The organism is Flagellimonas pelagia, from assembly GCF_003584135.1.
Taxonomy (GTDB): Bacteria; Bacteroidota; Bacteroidia; order Flavobacteriales; family Flavobacteriaceae; genus Flagellimonas; species Flagellimonas pelagia.
In genome coordinates this window covers 13300-34696 of record NZ_QXFI01000031.1, presented here as the reverse complement: position 1 = coordinate 34696, position 21397 = coordinate 13300, and the positions used below count along the sequence as shown (strand labels likewise).

Below are 21397 nucleotides of genomic sequence, written 5' to 3'. Positions count from 1 at the left end.
ATGAAAGCTGTAATCGCCGAAAATATCAGCAAACAATATGACGGTAAACCCGCCGTGGAAAAAGTCTCTTTTGAGGTCAACGAAGGAGAGATTTTTGGTCTCATCGGTCCTGATGGGGCCGGAAAAACCAGCATTTTTCGAATATTGACCACCTTATTGTTGCCTGATGGTGGCTCGGCCCAAGTGCATCATTGGGATGTAGTCAAGGATTGGAGGGCCATTCGGAACGCCGTGGGTTACATGCCCGGAAAGTTTAGCCTGTACCAAGATCTTACCGTGGAGGAAAACCTACACTTTTTTGCTACGGTATTCAACACCACCATTCAGGAAAATTACCATTTAATAGAGGACATTTATGTGCAATTGGAACCCTTCAAGAACCGAAGGGCAGGGAAGCTTTCAGGCGGGATGAAGCAGAAATTGGCGCTATGTTGTGCCTTGATCCACAAGCCGAAAGTGTTGTTCCTGGATGAACCTACCACGGGTGTCGACCCTGTTTCCCGAAGGGAATTTTGGGAAATGCTCAAAAAACTGAAGCAACAGAATATCAGCATTGTGGTCTCTACACCTTATATGGACGAGGCATCGATGTGTGATCGCATCGCTTTGATTCAATCAGGAAGTATTTTGTCCATCGATACACCACAAGATTTGGTGAAAAATTATGGAAATCAACTTTTTAGGGTGAAGGCCAATGACCGTTACAGGCTTTTGGAGGTATTAAAATCTGTACCCTCTACCAAAAGCTATGCCTTTGGGGAGTATGCCCATGTTTCTGTCGAGAAAGACCATCAAATGGATGCTTCGGAAATTGCCCAACATCTACAGCAAAATGGTTTGACCGAAGTAGAGGTGGGAGAGGCCGAGGTGACCATTGAGGATTGTTTTATTAACCTGTTACATTGATTTTAGGATGGAAGAAGTAGTGATACAGGCCGATAAGCTCACCAAAAAGTTTGGTGATTTCACTGCCACGGATGCTATTACCTTTCAGGTGAGGAAAGGGGAGATCTTTGGTTTCTTGGGTGCCAATGGAGCAGGAAAGACCACGGCCATGAGAATGTTGTGCGGATTGTCGGTTCCAACATCCGGAGAGGCAAAAGTAGCTGGTTTTGATATTTACAAAGAGACGGAATCCATCAAGAAAAATATTGGCTATATGAGCCAGAAGTTTTCCCTATACGAGGATTTGACCGTGGTGGAAAACATTCGGTTTTTTGGCGGCATTTACGGGTTGAACAATGAGCAGATCAAAAACAAAACGGAAGAACTGATCGAGCGATTGGGGCTTACTTCCGTCCGAAAAGAATTGGTAGTGGACCTTCCCTTGGGATGGAAACAAAAGCTTTCATTTTCCATTGCGATCATCCATCAGCCCAAAATCGTTTTTTTGGATGAACCTACCGGGGGTGTGGATCCCTTGACCCGTCGCCAATTTTGGGAATTGATCTATGAGGCGGCCCACAATGGCATCACCGTTTTTGTGACCACACACTATATGGATGAAGCCGAGTATTGCGATCGATTGTCCATCATGGTGGATGGAAAGATCAAGGCCTTGGACACACCAAAAAATCTAAAGATGCAGTTTGAAGCGGAATCCATGGACGAAGTGTTTTACAAATTGGCCCGGCAGGCCACTAGAGCAGAATAGAACAAGATGAAAAGACTGTTGGTTTTCATAAAAAAGGAATTCACCCACGTGCTCAGGGATAAAAAGACACTCCTGATATTGTTCGGTATGCCCATTGTACAAGTGCTCATTTTTGGGTTTGTACTTTCCAATGAGGTGAAGAACACGGATCTTTTGGTAATCGATCAGGCGCAGGACCGTGCATCCAAAGAAATCATCTCCAAGGTACAGGCGAGTGAGTATTTCGATATTGCATCGGTCACTTTTGATGTGCAGGATGTGGAAGCTTCCTTTAAAAAGGGAAAGAGCAAGGCCGCTTTGATCCTACCCAAGGATTTTGAGAAAAACCTGATGACCAAACATGTGGCCCAAGTACAGATTTTGGCCGATGCCTCCGATCCCAACCACGCCACCACCATCGAAAATTACCTTACGGCCATCATTCGAGATTATACCAATTCCCTGAATGCCTCCATGCCCTATACCATTATTCCGGAGGTTCGCATGTTGTACAACCCGCAACTCAAAGGAGCCCCCAATTTTGTGCCCGGGGTCATGGCCCTGATCTTGATGCTGGTCTGTGTGATGATGACGGCCATTTCCATCGTTCGTGAAAAGGAGATGGGCACCATGGAAGTGTTGTTGGTATCACCCTTCAAACCTATCATGGTGATTGTTTCCAAAGTAGTGCCTTATTTTATCCTTTCCATGCTGAACATCGTCTCCATTTTATTGTTGAGTGTTTATGTGCTGGGAGTGCCCATCAAGGGAAATGTATTGTTGCTGTTTGGTGAGAGTGCCCTGTTTATATCGACCTGTCTTTCTTTGGGAATTTTTATTTCCATAAAAACGCAGACCCAACAGGTGGCCATGTTGATTTCGTTGATGGGTATGCTATTGCCTACTGTTCTCTTCAGTGGGTTCATGTTCCCTATTGAAAATATGCCTTTTCCGCTTCGTATGATCTCGAACATTGTTCCTGCCAAATGGTTTTACATCATTGTGAAGGATATCATGATCAAGGGTCTGGGCTTTGCCGCGGTATGGAAAGAGAGTTTGATTTTGATGGGTATCACGGTGTTTTTCCTCGGAATCAGTATCAAGAACTTTAAAATTAGGCTGGCATGAGAACCATCAAGTTTTTGCTCTACAAAGAATTCAAACAGATTTTCAGGAACCGATCGATCGTTGCCTTGATCCTGTTCATGCCCGTTATGCAATTACTCATTTTGCCCTGGGCCGCGGATTATGCGGTGAAGAACATCAATGTGGCTTTGGTGGACCAAGACCACTCTACCTATACCCAAGAATTGATTTCCAAAATATCCGGCTCCAATTATTTCAATATTGTATCCACCGACGCGTCGTACGATAAGGCTTATCGTTCCATTGAATCCGATGCCGCGGATTTGGTCCTTCTGATTCCGCCCAATTTTAAAAGGGATTTGGTGAAGAACAAAACACAGAAACTGTTTTTGGCCGTGAATGCCATCAATGGAACCAAGGCCAATTTGGGAGCGGCCTATATGCAAGAGGTCATCAAAGAATACAATGGAAAGTTGCAAACGGAAATTCATTCCGTTGGAAGGAACTCTACACCCCATAGGGCAGAGGTGACTTTTTCCAACTGGTACAATCCCCATTTGAGTTATAAGGTATTCATGGTTCCTGGAATCTTGGCAATTTTGGTGACCATGGTGGGTGGCTTTCTGTCCGCATTGAACATTGTGAAGGAAAAGGAAGTGGGTACCATTGAACAAGTGAACGTGACCCCAATCAAAAAGCATCATTTTATTCTGGGAAAAATGATACCCTTTTGGGTTTTGGGGAATGTAGTCTTTACTTTAGGGTTGATTGTCTCTTGGGTCATTTATGGTATTGTTCCCGTGGGAAGTTTGTTGTTGCTGTATGGCTTCATCGCGGTGTATTTGTTGGCCGTTTTGGGCTTCGGATTGTTGGTTTCCACCTATAGCGAAACGCAGCAACAGGCCATGTTTGTCATGTACTTTTTTATGATGGTGTTTATTTTGATGGGTGGCCTTTTCACTCCCATTGAAAGTATGCCCGAATGGGCCCAGGAAACCATCAAGATAAACCCATTGAGCTATTTGATCAGGGTGTTGCGGATGATTGTTCTAAAGGGGAGTACTTTTTCCGACATCGTTCCCCATTTGCTGACCATTGCCCTTTTTGCCATTGGACTCAATGGTTGGGCCATGTTGAATTACAAAAAGACCAACTGATTATTTTATAGCAGGGAGATTTGCCCAAACCCCAGGTTTTCATTTTACATTTGTTTGCCATACCAATTGAAAGCAGATGAGAGCCATTGTTTATGAAAAGTTCCAAGGTCCTATTACCTTACAAAATGTGGTTGATCCCACTCCAAAAAATCATGGAGTGGTGGTAAAAGTAACCGCTACAGGGTTATGCCGAAGTGACTGGCATGGTTGGATGGGGCATGACGCCGATATTGAATTGCCCCATGTGCCGGGGCATGAATTGGTAGGCATTGTTGCCGAGGTCGGAAAAGATGTCAAAAACTTCAAAGTGGGGGATAGGGTGACCGTTCCCTTTGTCTGTGGATGTGGTACCTGCCCCGAATGCCATTCAGGGAACCATCAGGTATGTGATAACCAAACCCAACCAGGGTTTACTCATTGGGGCTCCTTTGCTGAATACGTAACCTTGGATCATGCAGACATCAATTTGGTGAAACTTCCAGAGGAGATCGCTGATATTACAGCTGCCATTTTGGGTTGTAGGTTTGTCACTTCTTTCAGGGCTGTGGTAGATCAAGGGAAAGTGCAAGGAGGGCAGTTTGTGGCCATTCATGGTTGTGGGGGTGTAGGTCTTTCCGCTATTATGATTGCCAATGCCTTGGAAGCACAGGTCATCGCCATCGACATCAATGATGAAACCTTGAAGTTGGCTACCGCATTGGGAGCGACCAAAACGGTGAATGCATCCAAATCAAGCAATGTGGTAGAGGAAGTGAAAGCATTGACCCATGGAGGCGCACATGTGTCCTTGGATGCTTTGGGAAGTCAAGCAACCTGTTTCAATTCCGTTGCCAACTTGAGAAAAAGGGGAAAACATATTCAGGTAGGTTTGATGACGGGAGACCATCAGCACCCAAAAGTACCCATGGACAAAGTTTTGGCCAATGAACTGGAAATTATAGGCAGTCATGGTATGCAGGCCTTTCGTTATTCGGCCATGCTCGAAATGATTAAAGAGGGCAAGCTCCAACCTGAAAAGTTGGTGGAACGCACCATTTCCTTGGAGAATATCACTGTGGAATTACCCAATATGGACAAGTTTACCAACAAAGGTGTTTTGGTAGTGGATTCCTTTTGAAGATTAGGAATCTGTTAAAAAGTAAAAACCCTTCTTTAGAAGGGCTTTTCATTATTATTTGAAATCGTTGACATTTTCACCAAGATCATATACGGGGACTTTATCCACCAATTTCTCCAAGATACTACTTCCTGCAGTACTTCGGTAACCACCGGCACAATGAACGATCAAAGGTTTGTCCATAGGGATTTGATCCACGGATTTTCGGAGATCATTCAATGGAATGTTGATGGCTTGTTCAAAAAACTTCCCTTCTTCCACCTCACTTTGGTTGCGAATATCCACAATGGTATAGCCGTCTTTATTTTTCTTGAAATCGCTTAAATCCAATTTATTGCTTTGGACAAGTTTAGATTCATCCAAGGTCAAAACCAGTTTCACCTGTTTTTCGTATCCAATTTTGGCCACGCGTTCCAAGATCATATCCAAATCCTCGGGTTTGTCTATCACAATGCTGAAGGGTTCGTTGGGTTCCACAATGGCTCCCAACCATGTTTCAAACTTGGAGTTTTCAGAAACAGCCATTACATTGATACTTCCGGGCAAGTGTCCTTTTTTGAATACTACTTCATCACGTACGTCAATGATCAATCCTTCCGCAGTGGTATTAAGTTTGAAGGGAACCTTCGCAACAGACGTCCTTAGGTTTTCCGGACCTCTGCGATTGGTATCCACATCAAAACCAAAATAGGATGGTATAAAAGGTTGACTGTCCAGAAGGGTTCCCACGAATTCTTCCTTGGATTGTGGTTTAAAGGCCCAGTTGCCCATTCTTTCATTCCCCATGGTACTGCTATTGTCTGAGCTCAGATTTTTTCCACAAAGTGAACCGGCCCCATGGGCTGGGTACACCAAGGCACCATCTGGAAATTCCTTGAATTTGTTTTGGATGGTATCGTACATCATTTCGGCCAACTCTTGACGCTTTGCAGTCATGTTCCCTGCTTTTTCCCTCAAATCAGGCCGTCCCACATCACCAATAAAAAGAGTGTCACCAGTGAATAAGGCCATCTTTCCGGCTTGCTCGGCAACCACGGTAATGCTATCAGGGGAGTGCCCCGGCGTGTTACGGGCAGAAATGGTAATATAGCCGATCTGTATACTATCCCCTTCATCAAAAGGATGGTATTCATAATCGGCACCCAACATTTTACTGTGATAGATAACAGCTCCCGTTTCTTGATGGATTTGCAAATGGGAACTTACAAAATCCGCATGGGGATGTGTCTCTATCACCGCCACAATTTTTGCCTCATGTTCTTGGGCGAAAGCATAGTACTGCATTGGGTTCCTTTCTGGGTCAATGACCGCCATTTCACCGTTGCTGACAACGGCATAGGAATAATGGGCAAGTGGTTTGTATTCAAATTGTTTTATTTCCATAAGCTTTTTGGTTAGAAGGGCGCCTTTCTTGCAAGGCGCCCTTATTCAACAAATCTTAAAGTTCTTTTTTTGCAAGATACCAATCCACTTTTTCAAGGGAATCGTCTGCAATACGTGCATTGAGTTCATCCAAGGTTTTTGGAGGTCCTACAATGACCTTGTCTCCTTTTTTCCAATCCAATGGCATGGCCACTTTGTATTTGTCAGAGGTTTGAAGTGCTTCCAAAGCCCTCAAGATTTCATCCATGTTACGTCCCACGTTCAAGGGATAGTACATCACCAAGCGTACCTTTTTTGCTGGATCGATGAAGAACACGGCCCTTACCGCAGCAGTCATACTTTCATTCGGCTGAAGCATTCCATAGAGCTTGGCCACCTTCATATCCAAATCGGCAATAATGGGAAAATCAAAGTACACCCCGGTGTTTTGTCTTACGTTCTGTACCCATCCCAAGTGAGCATGGATACTGTCAATGCTAAGACCCAAAAGCTCGGTGTTCAATGCATCAAACTCACCTTTACGCTGAGCAAAACCACTCATTTCCGTAGTACAAACGGGTGTGAAATCTGCAGGGTGGGAGAACATGACAACCCATTTATCTTTTGCAAATTCTGAGAACTTGATTTTTCCTTTGGTAGTTACTGCTTCAAAATCTGGAGCTGTATCCCCGATTCGTGGCATTTGATAAGCTTTTTCGGTTTCTAGATAAGCGTTTTCCATAATAGTATAAGATAAATTTATTGTTTTTTAATTCTTGATAAAATTACCTTATAAAAATAGGCCTACCGGTAACCAAGGTTACACAGCTCTCTTTTAACATGGGTTTAACGGATAACGTAGAGATTCATTCGCTGAATATGAAATCCACCGCCATTTGTGCATGAAGGTCGGTAGTGGCGAGAGTGGGCATATCAACATCATCAGGTTTTATTAATAGCGGCAGTTCGGTACACCCCAATATAATGCCATCTGCGCCTCTCTTTCGTAATACATGGATCTGCTCCAAAAAAAAAGCTTTGGCTTCTTCCGAAAAAATACCTTGAGTCAATTCTTTGGAAACATAGTGATGTGCTTGGGGAATGTCACCTTCTTCCGGTATGATTGTTTCAATCCCATAATTTTTCTTCAGCACTTTTGGAATGAAATCTCCGGTCATGGTGGGTTTGTTTCCCAATAAACCTAATTTCTTCAATCCTAACCGTTGTGCTTCCGTTCCCGTGGCATCTGCAATGTGCAAAATGGGGATTTCAATTTTGGGTTGAACAAAGTCATAGACCATGTGGGGCGTATTGGCGCAGATGACTATGGCTTCGGTACCTACTTCCTGTAGCTTTAAGGAGGTTTCCAGATATTTTGCATTGATCTTTTCCTTGTTCTGTTCCCGCATTAGTTCTATGTTGATGCTATGGATGATCAAAGGCGGGTTGGCCTGTTCGCCAATAATTTTGGACGCCATTTGATTGATCAATCTGTAATATTCAATGGTGGAGTGCCAAGAGGTACCACCGATCATTCCTAAGATTTTCATATGATTTTGTAGATTTATAGGAGCCGATAATTACATTTCAAGTTACGGAAAACGCCAGCTTATAAAATGACACATCTCATTGGTGAAGCCAAATGTTTTTCTACACTTTGTGTTATTAAAACTGGGTGGTTTCAGCGAAGGATAATTACATCGGTCAATTACACAAGGAGGTCGTTTGCAGTTTTAAGCCTGTCGTTGGGGGATTTTAGGTTAAAATTAACATAAAACACGGGCGGCTCTCCCTATTTTTAGAAACCCTTGAACAAAGGGAGTGGAAAGAATTCCAAAATCCTTCTACTTCATCGATCAAAAACAGTAAATCAGATAACCGAAACATATGAAAAGAAGAAGTTTTGTACAGTATGCCGGTTTGGGAACGGGGGCACTGATGATGCCTTCATTGCTCTTGGGGAACAATATTCCCGCAGAGGCCCTTCTTGAACCCGGTATGGATGTCGTACTCAAAAAGAAAATGGCCGATGTGGCCCTGAACACAGCCAAATCCTTGGGCGCCACCTATGCCGATGCAAGGATTGGAAGGTACTTGAACCAGTACGTATTCACCCGTGAGGACAAGGTCCAAAATGTGGTAAACACGGAATCCTTCGGAATAGGAATCCGCGTAATTGCCAACGGCACTTGGGGTTTTGCATCTACCAACGCGGTTACCGAGGATGGGATCAAAAAAGCTACCGAACAAGCTGTGGCCATAGCCAAGGCCAACTCCAAGATTCAGAAGGAACCAGTAGTTTTGGCTCCTGTTGAAGCTTACGGAGAGGTTTCTTGGAAAACACCTATTCGGAAAGATTTCAAGGAAGTACCTATTTCAGATAAGGTAGACCTGTTGTTGAGTGCCAATGCGGCCGCCATTGAGAATGGTGCCAACTTTGTGAACTCTGCCCTTTTCATGGTAAACGAACAAAAATATTTTGCCTCTACCGACGGTTCCTACATCGATCAAGATGTACACCGTATTTGGCCCACGTTCAACGTAACCGCCATTGATCGTGCCGCAGGGAAATTCAGGACCCGTCAGGCCATGAGCGCCCCAATGGGTATGGGTTATGAGTATATGGATGGATTGGAGTCCGAAAAATTGAACGGACCCATGGGCATCAAACTGTATCGCAATAGCTACGACATCGTGGAAGACGCCACTATGGCCGCTAAACAAGCTAAAGATAAACTCACTGCCAAGTCCGTGGAAGCTGGTAAATATGATTTGGTGTTGGAACCCAACCACCTAGGTCTAACCATTCACGAATCCGTAGGTCACCCCTTGGAGTTGGATAGGGTTTTGGGTTACGAGGCGAACTATGCCGGAACCAGTTTTGCCACATTGGACAAATGGGAATCCAAAAACTTCAAATACGGAAGTGATGCCGTCAGCATCGTAGCCGATAAAACACAGGTAGGTTCTTTGGGTGCCGTTGGGTATGATGATGAGGGTGTGAAGACTAAAAAATGGGATTTGATCCGCAATGGTGTTTTGGTGAACTACGAAGCCATCAGGGACCAAGTTCATGTGATAGGCCAAAACGAGTCGCACGGATGCTGTTATGCACAAAGCTGGGAAGATGTACAGTTCCAGCGTATGCCCAATGTTTCCTTGGAACCCGGTAAGGAAAAATATTCTTTACAGGATATGATCAAGGATGTGGAAAAAGGAATCTACATTTTGGGTAGGGGATCCTATTCCATCGATCAGCAACGTTATAATTTCCAATTTGGTGGAACCATGTTCTACGAAATCAAAAATGGTGAGGTTGTGGGTATGTTGGAAGATGTAGCCTACCAATCCAACACTCAGGAGTTCTGGAATTCTTGTGTGAAGATTTGCGATAAGGATGATTACAGGTTGTTCGGTTCCTTCTTTGATGGTAAGGGACAACCTTCCCAGGTCAGTGCGGTTTCCCATGGAAGCTCCACGGCAAGATTCAATGGAATTAATGTAATCAATACAGGTAGGACCATTTAAGGTTTTCCATTTAAATAATAAGACAATGGCTATATATACAGAAGAAGAAGCAAGAAAAATATTGGAAAAGGCGTTGAGCTTTTCCAAGGCCGATGCCTGTGAAATAAACCTTGGTGGCACAAATAGTGGAAACATTAGATATGCCCGAAATACGGTATCTACCGCTGGACACCAGTCCAGTCAAAGCTTGGTGGTACAATCCAGTTTTGGTAAAAAAGTAGGTACCGCTACCATAGATGAATTTGATGACGCCTCTTTGGAAAAAGTGGTCCGCAGGGCAGAGGAATTGGCTAACCTATCACCAGAAAACCCTGAGTTTATGCCACCTTTGAGTCCTCAAGTCTATGACGAATCCATCACTTATGTAGAGGCTACGGCCAACACTACGCCAGAATTTAGGGCAGAAGTGGCCAGTAAGAGCATTGTTCCTGCTGCGGCCAAAGATGTAACTGCAGCTGGATTCTTGAATGATGGTGCCCGTTTTTCGGCCATGATCAATTCAAACGGTTTGTTCGCCTATAACAAATCCACCAATATGGATTTTACCGTCACCATGCGTACCAACGATGGTACCGGTTCAGGTTGGGTGACCAGGGATTATAATGATATTACCAAATTTGATGCGGCGGAAGCATCCAAAGTGGCAATCGACAAGGCTGTGATGTCTCGCGAGGCAAAAGCCATAGAGCCTGGAAAATATACGGTGATTTTGGAGCCCGCAGCGGCCTCCGATTTGTTGGGCAACATGTTCCGTTCGTTCAATGCCCGTTCTGCGGATGAGGGACGTAGCTTTATGTCCGCCAAAGATGGTGGTAACAAATTGGGCCAGAAAATTGTGGATGAACGTGTCAATATTTGGTCCGATCCATTGCATCCTGATGTGCCCACCTCCACTTGGAACGGCGAGGGCATGCCCTTGAAGAAAACCAAATGGATTGAAAATGGTGTGGTCAAGAATCTGGCTTATGATCGCTATTGGGCGGAACAAAAAGGTGTTGATCCTGTTCCGTTCCCCAGCAATGGAATCATGGAAGGAGGCGATGAAAGTTTAGAGGATATGATTGCAGGAACCAAAAAAGGCATCTTGGTGACCCGTTTTTGGTACATCCGAAGTGTGGATCCCCAAACCTTGCTCTACACAGGATTGACCCGTGACGGAACTTTTTATATTGAAAACGGAAAGATCAAACATCCGATCAAAAACTTCAGGTTCAACGAAAGTCCGATCATCATGCTCAACAACCTTGAGTCATTGGGGAAACAAGTCCGTGTAGACGGTAACCTGATTCCTTATATGAAGATTCGAGACTTTACGTTCACCAGTCTCTCGGACGCAGTATAAAAATTCGAACAAAAGCAAACTGGTGGTTGAGGTGCTCCGAAACCGCCAGTTTTTATTTTGATAATGGTGTAGCCTACAACCTTTATGGCAGTGGACAACGAATTCTTTTTCACCCGTTTACAATACGAATCCGGCGATTGGGACGTGGATCAACGCATGCCCTCCAATCTGTTGAATTCGTTGGTCGAGTACACGACCTTGAAAGTGGACACCCAAGAAAAGATCATCACTTTGGCGAGCGACGATATTTTCAAAAGTCCCTTTTGCTATATCTCGGGACATAAATTGGTCCAGTTCACCAAAAAGGAAAGGGAAAACTTTGAAAAATACGTCCGCAATGGTGGATTTGTTTTTGCTGACGATTGCAACCACGACATCGATGGGCTTTTTGCCAAATCCTTTGAACGGCAGATGGAAGAGATCTTTGGACCGGGTCAGCTGCAAAAAATCCCGAACGATCATGAGATCTATTCCATTTTTTTTGAATTTGAGGACGGTCCGCCCACCACTTCCCAAGAACTGAATGGTTGGGGGGATGATCTGGTGCACGATTACCTCAAGGCCATCATCATCAATGGGCGCATTGGGGTACTCTACAGCAACAAGGATTATGGTTGCGAATGGGATTACGATTTTAGGAACAAACGATGGTATAAAATTGACAATACCCGGTTTGCGGTGAATATTGTCCTTTATGCCCTAACCTCTTAACGATACTAACTTGGACAAAGAACTACAACAAATTGCGAGCGAGGTGGAGGGGCTCTCCGATAAGCTCAAGGCGCTCAAAAAAGAAATAGGCAAGGTGATCATCGGGCAGGAAGAAACCGTGTCCCAATTGCTCATTACCTTTTTGGCCGGCGGCCATGCCCTTTTGGAAGGTGTACCCGGACTTGCCAAGACCTTGATGATTCGAACCCTTGCCAATGCCATCGATTTAAAATTCAAGCGGATACAGTTTACCCCGGATCTGATGCCTTCTGATATTATAGGAACCGAAATATTGGAAGAGGACCATACCACGGGTAAAAAATTCTTCAAGTTCAACAAGGGTCCCATTTTTTCCAATATCATTTTGGCGGATGAGATCAATAGGACCCCGCCTAAGACGCAAGCGGCCCTTTTGGAAGCCATGCAAGAATTTGAAGTGACCTATGGGGACAAGACCTATCCTTTGGATAGACCCTTTTTCATTTTGGCGACCCAAAACCCGATTGAACAGTCTGGGACTTTTGTATTGCCAGAAGCGCAACAGGATCGTTTCTTGTTATACATCAAAATTGGCTATCCAACGGACAAAGATGAAACGGCCATTTTAAAGGCGACCACAGGAACCAAAAAGGCCCAATTGAACAAGGTGATTACTGGTGATGATATTGTGCGGTTGCAGCAATTGGTGCGGGAAGTTTCCATTAGCGATGGACTTATCCAATATGTGAGTGATGTGATCCGTGCCACAAGACCAGATACTACTTCTGTGGACTATGTAAAACAATGGGTGGACTGGGGAGCAGGTCCCCGTGCCGGGCAGGCCATGATCTTGACGGCCAAGGCCAATGCCCTTTTGGAAGGACGCTTGGCTGTCTCTTTGGAGGACCTTAAAACAGTGGCATTGCCTGTGTTGCGCCATCGAGTGTTGGTGAATTTTAGGGCCGAGGCCGAAGGTATCACTTCGGATGCAGTGACCCAACACATCTTGGATGCCATCAAATTAAAAGATGGGAAGTAAGGTTTTCCCGAGTTATAATGGACGATGATGGGTGGTACTATAATATTTAGATTTTTTGGAGGAATTGTGCTTTGGGTTTGGCACGGATTCAAAGGTAAGTTTGTTGACATGATGTATGAACAGTACTCAGTAATTGTTGGTCTGGTATTGGTGACAATTCTTTTTATAATTCTAGCTCAATGGTTCTAACAATAAAAGTCTAACAAAATAAACAATGGCCACAAGGGATTACCACGATCTATTAAAACCAGAAGTTATCAATACGGTGTCGGGACTTTCCCTGATATCCCGTATTGTGGTGGAAGGCTATTTGTCCGGGTTGCACCGGAGTAAGAGTGTGGGTCCTGGTATGGAGTTTAGTCAATACCGTGGTTATGAACCCGGAGATGACTTAAGATTGCTGGACTGGAAAATGTTGGCACGCTCGGGAAAATATTACATCAAACAGTCCGAAGTGGAAAGTCAAGTGGTGGTCAAATTCATTGTGGATGCCAGTGCTTCCATGGAACACACCGAAAATGGGGTCTCTAAGCTAGAATTTGCAAGAATTTTGGTGGCCTGTTTGTCGCACTTGGCCCAAAAGCAAGGAGATGCCGTTGGTCTTTTTGCCTTGAACCAAGATGACTTTGTGAGCATCTATCCCAAAGCGGATCAAAAACATTACAACCGGATGTTGTTGGAACTCCTTCAAATTTCTTCCAAAGGAAAATGGCCAGAACTTTCCGTGGCGGCAAAACGAATACACAACAGGGGCACCAAGGAATTGGTTTTCTTTTTGACCGATATGTACGAGGAAACCGCAGAGCTTTCGGATTTTATCAAAAGTTTGAAAACGGCTAACAACGAGGTGGTGGTCATCCAAATTATGGCGGGGAACGAAATGGATTTTGATTTTAAAAAGTCCGTCACTTTTGAGGATTTGGAAACCGGAACCAAGGTCAAGGTAGATGTCAACAAGGCCAAAGCAGCTTATTTGAAAGCATTGGAAGATAAGATTGCCCGAACCAAGGAAAGATTGCTCTCACAAGGCATCAGCCATTATGTATTTCGCATGGATGCCCATTTGGGTGATGCCCTGCAATTATTTTTAAAAGAACGTATACGACTCAATTAATGGTTTTCACCCATCCGACATACTTGTGGGCTTTGCTGGGACTTCTGGTTCCCTTGGCCATTCATTTGTGGAGTAAAAAGGAGGCCAAGACCATTAAAATTGGAAGTGTTCAATTGTTGGACGAATCCAATTCCAGACAATCCAGCAGCATACAACTGAACGAATGGTTGTTATTGTTGCTTCGGATGTTAATCTTGGCATTGGTGGTGATGTTGATGGCCGGTCCACAATGGCGCATCCAACCCAATAAAAAACAGATAACTTATTTGGTGGAGCCTTCTTTGGCCCATCATTCCTCATTAATAGGATTGTTGGATAGTTTAGGGGAAACCTCACGAGTATTGCTCTTAAAACAAGGATTTCCAGAATGGAAACAGGATTTGGAGTTACCATCGGAACCTATGGTTCCGCTATATTGGCAGTTGGTGCAACGGATGGATTCTTTGGCTTCGGACAGTATCGTGGTTTTTACAAGGGCATATGTGGAAGGGGTGAAATCCATGCGGCCCAAGACCCACAAAAAAATCCATTGGGTAGTAATGGAGTCCGATACCCTTTTTGAAAAACCGCTCTTGGCTTATCAAAGAGAAAAAGAGTTGGAATTGGTTTCGTTGGAAGGTAACGGACAAACCACCTATTTCAAAAAGCAAACACTATCCGATGGATTTAGCGTGCAGAAGGATAGTTTGAAATTAGAGGTCGATGGGAATATGCAAACTGTACCCTTAGTGGATTTGGATACGATCCATATCAACATCATGGCGGATACAGAATTCGAAACGGATCGGCAATATCTGGAAGCTTCCTTTCGTGCGCTTTCGAAGTTTTTGGATCGAAAAATCCAAGTCCAAAGCGTTGATGCTGATGTTGTAAATGAAGACGAGACCGGCTTGAATATTTGGCTTCGCAAGGACGATTGGGAGCCCAAACCGGGGAAATGGTTGATCTTCCAGAAGAACACATTATCCAATTCATTGATTGAGGAAAGCGGCCAATCCAATGTGTATTGGCTTACTTCAAAATTGAATACGGAAAATACCACCGAACAGCATTTTACGGAACAATTGCTACGCCTTTTGGATTTGGATTCGGCCGTAACACCATTGGTAACCCAATATGATGAGCGCCAAATGGATGTGTCGGAATTAAGACCCAACTATGTTGGAGAGCCTAAGAAAAAGGAAAGGACTACACTACTGGATGTATCCCAATGGGTGTTTTGGATACTGGTGCTTTTCATGATCTTGGAACGTGTAACCGCATATGTAAAAAGACAATGATGGGGGATGAGCGATTGAACGACTTTAAAAGGCGATGGCAACTGGTGCAGTACACGGAATGTATTTTGTATGCTTTTGGCGTTGCCGGTCTTGCTTATCTGGCAAGCCAGAGTTTCTACCTTGGGATTTTAGGTTTTGTCGTGGGTATGGCGGTAGCTTTATTACTTTTCAAGCCTTGGAAATTGTCTTCGGAGCAAACGGTCGCTTATGTGGATGCCCATGTACCGGAAGCTGGTTATAGCAGTGTCCTGTTGCTGATGCCACCATCCGAACTTTCCAATCTTTCCAAGTTACAACGCTATCGTGTGGCTGCTCAATTGGATGCAGTCATTCCTAAATTGAAACCTCCGCATCAGCTACCCATGGCGGCCATGGTGATGTTCGGGTTGATTATGATTGGACTGGCCACCCAATTTATGCTGAAGGAATTTCAGCAAAATCCAAAAACACCTTCAACCCCTCAAAGCATACAATTTGCTCCTTTGGATTCCGTGGAAACCAATGTAGCAATCCCCAAACTCAGCTCGACCAAGATTACCATCGATCAACCTGATTATACCGACATTGCCAGCGTAAGTACGGAGAACCCGAATATTAGCGCCGTAACTGGTGCTGTGATTTCGTGGCAATTGGAATTTGACGGGGAAGTTTCCAACGTTCGCATGGACAGGATGGGAGAAATATTTACCCTGAGTCAAAAGAATGGAGGTTTTAATCTTTCCCAAACATTGGAAACATCAGGGTTTTATAGTTTTTCATTTGAGGACGCAAACGGAAACAAATTTGTGACCGATCTGTATTCCTTGGAAGCGATTGAAGATCAAGCTCCCTTGGTTGAAATTGACGGATTGGACCAATACAGCTATTTTGAATTTGATGAGGTGAAGCAATTGCCTCTGAACACCAAGGTCTCGGACGATTTTGGAATCAACGACGCCTACATTGTAGCAACGGTGAGCAAGGGTTCCGGGGAATCGGTCAAGTTTCGCGAGGAGACCATTCGTTTTGACGGTACACTTTCCAAAGGAAAAAAACAATTGCAACTGAAAAAGCTACTGGATCTGGACAAATTGAAAATGGATCCAGGGGATGAGCTTTACTTTTATGTGGAGGCTAAGGACAATAAAATTCCGACTCCCAATATTTCGAGAAGTGAGACATACTTTGCAGTTATTCGCGACACCATTACCGATGATTTTGCCGTGGAGAGCACCTTGGGCGTGGATCAAATGCCCGATTATTTTAGGAGTCAGCGACAATTGATTATCGATACCGAAAGATTGATTAAGGACCAACCCAACCTTTCTGAAAAGGATTTTAAGTTCAAGAGCAATGAACTGGGTTTTGACCAAAAATCCCTTCGGTTAAAATACGGTCAGTTTATGGGCGACGAAACTGAATTACAGGCTGCTCCTGGACAAGTGAGTTCCGTTGAAAGCGAACAACATGAGGGGGAGGAAGGCGAAGAAAAAGACCTTTTGGATGCCTATAGCCATAAACACGATAGCGATAACGAACACAACTTGGTCGAAGAACATGAAGAGCATGGTGAAGAAGGAGGAGAGGAAGAGGAAGACCCTTTGCACGATTACCTCCATAACCATGATGACCCAGAGGAATCCACCTTGTTCGAAAAATCATTGAAAGCAAAGCTCAGGGACGCGTTGAGTATTATGTGGGATGCGGAACTGTACCTCAGATTGTACCAGCCGGAGAAATCGTTACCGTATCAGTACAAGGCCTTAAAGATCATTCAAGAAATCAAGAACAGTGCCCGTATCTATGTGCACCGAATAGGCTTTGACCCACCGCCTATCAAGGAAGAAAAAAGACTTACGGGAGATATTGAGGCCATTTCCAACTATGACAAAAAACAAGAGTTTGAGTACCAGATGTCCTTTGCTTCTTCCCGTAAAACAGTATCAAGATTGCAACAACTGATCCAAGGGTCCAATTTTACGGAAATGGATCGAGTACTTTTTCAAAATGCGGGTAACGAATTGGCTAAAAATGCTGTTGAAGAACCAGTGAAATATTTAAAAGTGCTTCAAGGGCTTCGGGATCTGGACAAGTCCATAAACAGAACAAAGGAGAAATACGGTGAGGTTCAGAAAAACCTGCTTTCGGTGATACCACAAGTCGAAAACAACCCAGGCAAGGGAAACCAGTATGAGGATGAAATCAATAGGTTATTCATAAACGAATTGGGTAAGAATGATTGATGGACTGACCCTATTGAACTCAAAATTTCTGTGGCCCATAGTTTTGGGCTTGGTTGTCTTATGGACCATTTTTATTTGGAAAGAATGGTCACAAAGAAGAGAAAGAAGATTTTGGATTAAAATCATATTGGCCTTCATCGGGTTATCTTGTTTGGCCTTGATTATTTTGAAACCAGCCCTTCCAAAAGAGCAAGCCAAAGGTAGGGGTGTTGTATTGACTGAAGGATTCCGATTAACTCAACTGGATAGCTTAAAATCGAAATACAAGCGCATTCCAGTAGAACAATATATTCCAGGAAAAGTGTTGATGGTTACGGACGAAGCCGATTCCCTGTTCCTCTTGGGAAGTGGGGTGCAACCCTTCGATTTTTGGCAATTACAGGGTGAGTCCATAACATTTTTAGGAGCGGATGAAACAAAAGGTTGGTCGGAGATCCAGCATGATAGCCACATCAATTTGGGTGATGGCTTTCAGGTGATGGCCAAATATGTTCAACCCAAAAAAAATCATTGGGCCGTGCTGCTGGACAATGGGGGCAATTCTTTGGATTCCGTACTTTTTGAAGATGATCCCTACACCGAAGTAACATTGGGCACTCGGCCCAAGGCCGGCGGCAGATTTGAATATGCTTTAGTGGAAAAAGATTCAAGTGGGGCGATGGTGTCGGTGGAACCTTTACCAGTAGAAATTGAGGAAAGAGAACCTTTAAAAGTATTGATAGTCAACGATTTTCCCACATTTGAGACCAAGTACTTAAAAAACTATTTGGCAGAAATGGGGCATCAAGTTTCGGTACGTTCCCAGTTGACCAAAAACAAGTATAAGTTTGAGTATTTTAATGGGGCAGCCAATCCTATTTACCAGTTTACCCAAAAGGCTTTGGAAGAGTTGGACCTGCTCATCATTGATGCGGATTCCTATGACAATTTGAATAATTCTTCACGTTCGGCTCTCGAAAAAAGTATTAAGGATGATGGGTTGGGGGTTTTCGTTCAGCCCAATGCTTCTTTTTTTAAACGTTCAAAAAACGCTTTTTTGGAGTTTGTACCGGATTATTCCGAGAAGGTTTCTTTTGATGGGCCTTCCCATGCCTTGGAAAAATACCCGTATGCATTTCAAGGGAGTTTTCCGGCCCAATCCATTTTGATGGATTCAGTATCCATAGCTTCCTATTTGGTGAAAGGAAAGGGTAAGATAGCCACAACGGTATTGAAAAACAGCTACCAACTCATTTTAGAGGGGGACCAAGAATATTATGCATTCCTGTGGTCCAAAATTTTGAACGGAATCGTGCGTAAGAGTGAAATGCCTGCCGAATGGGAGTCCATTACTGAAATCCCCAAACCGGATAAACCTTTTCATTTTAAGTTGAGAACGGGCCTGCCCACACCATACGTTAAATCCGACGAGGCTGCAATTTCCCTTATTCAAAATCTGGAAATTTCAACGGTATGGCAAGGGACGACATATCCTAGGAACCCAGGCTGGAATCAATTGCAAATCCAAAAAGACTCCGCTGCTGATTTCCATTATTATGTGTATGATGATTTTCAACGAAAAACGGTTTCGGAAAAGCAGACACGGGAAGCCAATTTGAGGGAATTTGGGATGGGGAAAAGCGTAGAGGAAAGCAAAATAACTTCAACCCAAACGCTAGAACCTATTCCGCCGACTTGGTTTTTTGTATTGTTTCTATTGTGCATGGGCTGGTTGTGGTTGGAGCCCAAATTATCCGCTTGACAGTTTTTGAAACCATACTTAGATTTTACCATTGGGAATCTTGGTTTCCTATATCTGAAAGTTTCAGCAAGGGTATGATATAATAAAGAATAAATAAAAGGTTATCAGAAGTTTATCATAATTCTTTTTAGGTCGATTTTTACATATTCAGAATTATTTGAATATATTAGATGGATTTTTCAAAATTTTGGCGCTTATTTTATCTATTTCTCAATAGAAAATAACCTCAATCTTAAGGGTGCATTTTTTGATCAATGAAAAAACCGACCGAAGATACCATTAAGAAGATTTTTTTGGAGCACTACCAAGAATGGTGTATGCTCTCCTTTGCATTTCTTCATGACATGCAGGCAGCAGAGGATGTGGTACAGGATGTCATGGTCAAAATGCTTACCCGTAGCGATTTAAATAAGATTGAGAATTTGGCATCCTACGTTAAAGTGGCGGTAAAAAATACAAGTCTGCAAAAAATAAAATCGGAACAAAAGGTTCGAAAACTGGACGATGCTATTTCTCTGTTCTATACCTCTTATGAACAAGAACTTATTGATAGGGAAGAAAGGGCAAAAGTTCAAAAGGCACTCAACGTATTACCCGAACAAAGCAAACGGGTTTTTGAACTTTGTATCATTGAAGGATTACAGTACAAAAGCACGGCAGATATCATGGGAATATCCACGAACACAGTAAAATACCATTTAAAAAAGGCCTTCAAAATACTTCGCCACACACTAAGTGGGTCATATTTTTTTAGCTTGATTATTGCCATTGTTACTTTTTTAAGTGTTAAAAATTGATTTTTTAACAAATTTCCGCTACCCGTTTTTCTGTTTTGATAATTCTATAGGTAAAAGGTGCCATCACCGTTAAGTAGAGTTCCTATGGAAATTGCCTTGTTGGTATACAAAAAGCTTACTTCAACACTTAGTGAATCGGAAAAGTCCGAATTGGATAATTGGTTAGCGGATTCCGATGAAAATCAATTTCTGTATCAAAGTATAGAAAACTACTATAAAAATGGAGGTGATATTTCTCGATTGGCCCAATTGAACCCTAATGAGGCTTGGAAAAAGGTGATGATGCAATATTCATCAGCCAAGCGGACCAAGACCAGAAAAATGCTTAGGGCTACTTACAAGTATGCGGCCATATTGGTTGTTGCCCTTTCTGCCGGATATTTCTATTGGAACCAAAACTTCAAGAATGAGACGACTGTGGATGCTCCCGTTCAGCAACAGGAGGGTATTGTAATTGTTTTCGACAATGGTGAAAAAATCGAGCTTTCATCCTCTGGCCAGCAAGAATTGGTGGACAAACAAGGAAACAAACTTGGGCAAAGGAGCGGTCACCAACTGAACTACGCAAACAATGAAAACATGGATGAACTGGTTTATAATACCTTGACCATACCCAATGGTCAGCGTTTCGACATCATTCTTTCCGATAATACCCATGTGTTTTTGAATGCAGGATCCTCTTTGAGATATCCGGTAACCTTTTTACCGGGCAAAAAGAGACAGGTCTATTTGCAAGGAGAGGCATTTTTTGAAGTGACCAAGGACAAGGAACATCCCTTTGTGGTGACCAGTGATAACATGGACGTTCAGGTATTGGGAACAAAGTTCAATGTTTCGGCATATCCCGAAGAAGAAAACATCAATACCGTATTGGTGGAAGGTTCGGTTAGGGTCAACGCTACTCCAGAAAATATTGGTGAAGATATTTCCTCAGTAATTCTTGAGCCTGGATACATGGCCCAATGGGACAAAACATCCAAATCCGCTATAACAGAAGAGGTGGATACCAACTTGTATACCAGTTGGATGCAAGGTAAACTTGTATTGAGGGGAATGAAGTTCAGGGACATCATCAAAAAACTGGAAAGACATTATGGGGTTTCCATAGAAAACAGGAACGAAGCATTGAACAATCGAATCTTCACGGCAACTTTCGATGTGGAATCTATGGAGGAGGTGCTCAACACCTTTGTATCGGAAACCAAATTCGATTATAAAATAGATGGAAAGCAAATAACCATATTAAATAACCAAAACCCTGATTTGCCTATGAAATAAATGCACATAAA

18 protein-coding genes are annotated in these 21397 nt (G+C 43.3%); 15 read left to right on the top strand and 3 right to left on the bottom strand.

The genetic code is table 11. The features are described 5' to 3' along the window. The 5 genes from D2V05_RS13220 (at nt 1) to D2V05_RS13200 (ending at nt 4993) form a co-directional block, all read left to right on the top strand. Nucleotides 1-906, top strand: a complete 906-nt coding sequence (locus D2V05_RS13220) for an ABC transporter ATP-binding protein (protein WP_119648110.1) — start codon at nt 1-3, stop codon at nt 904-906. A gap of 7 nt (nt 907-913) precedes the next feature. After that, the gene (locus D2V05_RS13215; protein ID WP_119648109.1) at nt 914-1654 is read left to right on the top strand and encodes an ABC transporter ATP-binding protein; all 741 of its coding nucleotides are present in this window, start codon (nt 914-916) and stop codon (nt 1652-1654) included. Nucleotides 1655-1660: 6 nt separating this feature from the next. After that, nucleotides 1661-2761 carry an ABC transporter permease gene (locus D2V05_RS13210; RefSeq protein WP_119648108.1) on the top strand — a complete coding sequence of 367 codons (1101 nt, stop codon included), beginning with the start codon at nt 1661-1663 and terminating at the stop codon, nt 2759-2761. Further along, a complete protein-coding gene (locus tag D2V05_RS13205; protein ID WP_119648107.1) occupies nt 2758-3876 on the top strand; it encodes an ABC transporter permease in 1119 nt (372 codons plus the stop codon). The genes D2V05_RS13210 and D2V05_RS13205 overlap by 4 nt, the downstream gene beginning before the upstream one ends. A 76-nt stretch (nt 3877-3952) precedes the next feature. Next, nucleotides 3953-4993, top strand: a complete 1041-nt coding sequence (locus tag D2V05_RS13200) for a zinc-dependent alcohol dehydrogenase family protein (protein WP_119648106.1) — start codon at nt 3953-3955, stop codon at nt 4991-4993. 54 nt (nt 4994-5047) lie between these two features. Here the strand turns inward: D2V05_RS13200 and D2V05_RS13195 are convergent, their stop codons facing one another. From D2V05_RS13195 to D2V05_RS13185, 3 genes are all read right to left on the bottom strand, one after another. Further along, nucleotides 5048-6376: an MBL fold metallo-hydrolase gene (locus tag D2V05_RS13195; protein WP_119648105.1), complete on the bottom strand. Its 1329-nt coding sequence runs from the start codon at nt 6374-6376 to the stop codon at nt 5048-5050. A 55-nt stretch (nt 6377-6431) separates the two neighbouring features. Next, the gene (locus tag D2V05_RS13190; RefSeq protein ID WP_119648104.1) at nt 6432-7097 is read right to left on the bottom strand and encodes a peroxiredoxin; all 666 of its coding nucleotides are present in this window, start codon (nt 7095-7097) and stop codon (nt 6432-6434) included. A 124-nt stretch (nt 7098-7221) separates the two neighbouring features. Beyond that, nucleotides 7222-7905 (bottom strand): aspartate/glutamate racemase family protein, encoded by a 684-nt coding sequence (locus D2V05_RS13185; protein WP_119648103.1) that lies wholly within the window; start codon nt 7903-7905, stop codon nt 7222-7224. 337 nt (nt 7906-8242) lie between these two features. Between D2V05_RS13185 and D2V05_RS13180 the strand changes: the two genes are divergently transcribed. From D2V05_RS13180 to D2V05_RS13135, 10 genes are all read left to right on the top strand, one after another. Beyond that, nucleotides 8243-9883, top strand: a complete 1641-nt coding sequence (locus D2V05_RS13180; RefSeq protein WP_119648102.1) for a TldD/PmbA family protein — start codon at nt 8243-8245, stop codon at nt 9881-9883. A 25-nt stretch (nt 9884-9908) separates the two neighbouring features. Then, nucleotides 9909-11225 carry a TldD/PmbA family protein gene (locus D2V05_RS13175; protein ID WP_119648101.1) on the top strand — a complete coding sequence of 439 codons (1317 nt, stop codon included), beginning with the start codon at nt 9909-9911 and terminating at the stop codon, nt 11223-11225. A gap of 90 nt (nt 11226-11315) precedes the next feature. Then, a complete protein-coding gene (locus tag D2V05_RS13170; protein ID WP_119639902.1) occupies nt 11316-11936 on the top strand; it encodes a DUF4159 domain-containing protein in 621 nt (206 codons plus the stop codon). A gap of 10 nt (nt 11937-11946) precedes the next feature. Further along, nucleotides 11947-12954, top strand: a complete 1008-nt coding sequence (locus D2V05_RS13165; protein ID WP_119648100.1) for an AAA family ATPase — start codon at nt 11947-11949, stop codon at nt 12952-12954. Between the two features lie 214 nt (nt 12955-13168). Beyond that, on the top strand, nt 13169-14068 hold the full coding sequence (locus D2V05_RS13160) for a DUF58 domain-containing protein (protein WP_119648099.1): 900 nt from the start codon (nt 13169-13171) through the stop codon (nt 14066-14068). Continuing rightward, nucleotides 14068-15348 carry a BatA domain-containing protein gene (locus D2V05_RS13155; RefSeq protein ID WP_119648098.1) on the top strand — a complete coding sequence of 427 codons (1281 nt, stop codon included), beginning with the start codon at nt 14068-14070 and terminating at the stop codon, nt 15346-15348. The genes D2V05_RS13160 and D2V05_RS13155 overlap by 1 nt, the downstream gene beginning before the upstream one ends. Beyond that, entirely contained in the window at nt 15345-17570 is a 2226-nt protein-coding gene (locus D2V05_RS13150) for a tryptophan-rich sensory protein (protein WP_119648097.1), read from the top strand. Before D2V05_RS13155 ends, D2V05_RS13150 begins: the two co-directional genes overlap by 4 nt. Before the next feature lie 166 nt (nt 17571-17736). Further along, on the top strand, nt 17737-19311 hold the full coding sequence (locus D2V05_RS13145; RefSeq protein ID WP_220473555.1) for a hypothetical protein: 1575 nt from the start codon (nt 17737-17739) through the stop codon (nt 19309-19311). A gap of 254 nt (nt 19312-19565) precedes the next feature. Continuing rightward, nucleotides 19566-20108, top strand: coding sequence for a sigma-70 family RNA polymerase sigma factor (locus D2V05_RS13140; RefSeq protein WP_119648095.1), 543 nt, complete (start codon nt 19566-19568; stop codon nt 20106-20108). An 84-nt stretch (nt 20109-20192) separates the two neighbouring features. Further along, a complete protein-coding gene (locus tag D2V05_RS13135; protein WP_119648094.1) occupies nt 20193-21386 on the top strand; it encodes a FecR family protein in 1194 nt (397 codons plus the stop codon). The last annotated feature ends 11 nt before the right edge of the window (nt 21387-21397 follow it).

What these genes read in the sequence shown, in the direction of transcription:
- D2V05_RS13220 (WP_119648110.1), top strand. Translation starts at nt 1, where the DNA reads ATGAAAGCTGTAATCGCCGAAAATATCAGCAAACAATATGACGGTAAA.
- D2V05_RS13215 (WP_119648109.1), top strand. Translation starts at nt 914, where the DNA reads ATGGAAGAAGTAGTGATACAGGCCGATAAGCTCACCAAAAAGTTTGGT.
- D2V05_RS13210 (WP_119648108.1), top strand. Translation starts at nt 1,661, where the DNA reads ATGAAAAGACTGTTGGTTTTCATAAAAAAGGAATTCACCCACGTGCTC.
- D2V05_RS13205 (WP_119648107.1), top strand. Translation starts at nt 2,758, where the DNA reads ATGAGAACCATCAAGTTTTTGCTCTACAAAGAATTCAAACAGATTTTC.
- D2V05_RS13200 (WP_119648106.1), top strand. Translation starts at nt 3,953, where the DNA reads ATGAGAGCCATTGTTTATGAAAAGTTCCAAGGTCCTATTACCTTACAA.
- D2V05_RS13195 (WP_119648105.1), bottom strand. Translation starts at nt 6,376, where the DNA reads ATGGAAATAAAACAATTTGAATACAAACCACTTGCCCATTATTCCTAT.
- D2V05_RS13190 (WP_119648104.1), bottom strand. Translation starts at nt 7,097, where the DNA reads ATGGAAAACGCTTATCTAGAAACCGAAAAAGCTTATCAAATGCCACGA.
- D2V05_RS13185 (WP_119648103.1), bottom strand. Translation starts at nt 7,905, where the DNA reads ATGAAAATCTTAGGAATGATCGGTGGTACCTCTTGGCACTCCACCATT.
- D2V05_RS13180 (WP_119648102.1), top strand. Translation starts at nt 8,243, where the DNA reads ATGAAAAGAAGAAGTTTTGTACAGTATGCCGGTTTGGGAACGGGGGCA.
- D2V05_RS13175 (WP_119648101.1), top strand. Translation starts at nt 9,909, where the DNA reads ATGGCTATATATACAGAAGAAGAAGCAAGAAAAATATTGGAAAAGGCG.
- D2V05_RS13160 (WP_119648099.1), top strand. Translation starts at nt 13,169, where the DNA reads ATGGCCACAAGGGATTACCACGATCTATTAAAACCAGAAGTTATCAAT.
- D2V05_RS13155 (WP_119648098.1), top strand. Translation starts at nt 14,068, where the DNA reads ATGGTTTTCACCCATCCGACATACTTGTGGGCTTTGCTGGGACTTCTG.
- D2V05_RS13150 (WP_119648097.1), top strand. Translation starts at nt 15,345, where the DNA reads ATGATGGGGGATGAGCGATTGAACGACTTTAAAAGGCGATGGCAACTG.
- D2V05_RS13140 (WP_119648095.1), top strand. Translation starts at nt 19,566, where the DNA reads ATGAAAAAACCGACCGAAGATACCATTAAGAAGATTTTTTTGGAGCAC.
- D2V05_RS13135 (WP_119648094.1), top strand. Translation starts at nt 20,193, where the DNA reads ATGGAAATTGCCTTGTTGGTATACAAAAAGCTTACTTCAACACTTAGT.